Annotated in this window: 1 protein-coding gene; it reads right to left on the bottom strand. The window is 68.8% G+C overall.

Features of this window, described 5'->3' with window-relative positions; translation table 11 throughout:
- The coding region (locus EOD73_RS17480; protein WP_205702502.1) for a cadherin-like domain-containing protein at nucleotides 1-320 on the bottom strand (320 nt) is incomplete at both ends.

The following is a 320-nucleotide window of genomic DNA, read 5'->3' as shown; positions in this document are numbered from 1 at the left end:
CGGCGTTGTTCAGCGTGTAAGTCCACAGGCCGGCGGCGTTGACCGAGAAGGTGCCGTGGGCGCCGGCGACGTTGGTCTGCGGCACGAACACCGCCTCGCCCGCGTCGGGGTCGGTGACGGTGAGCTGACCCGAGGCCGAGGTCGTGGTGTCTTCGACCGTGGCGCCTGAAGCCACGCCGCCGATGACGGCGGGGTCGTTGACCGCGCTGACCGAGATGGTCTGGTTGGCGGGGGCGGAGGAGGCGCCTTCGTTGTCGGTGGCGGTGAAGCTGAAGGAGGTCGAGCCGTTCCAGTTGGCGTTGGGCACAAAGCTCAAGCTG

This window comes from Inhella crocodyli (genome assembly GCF_004004565.1).
GTDB classification, from domain to species: Bacteria; Pseudomonadota; Gammaproteobacteria; order Burkholderiales; family Burkholderiaceae_C; genus Inhella; species Inhella crocodyli.
This window is presented reverse-complemented; position numbering and strand designations above follow the sequence as displayed.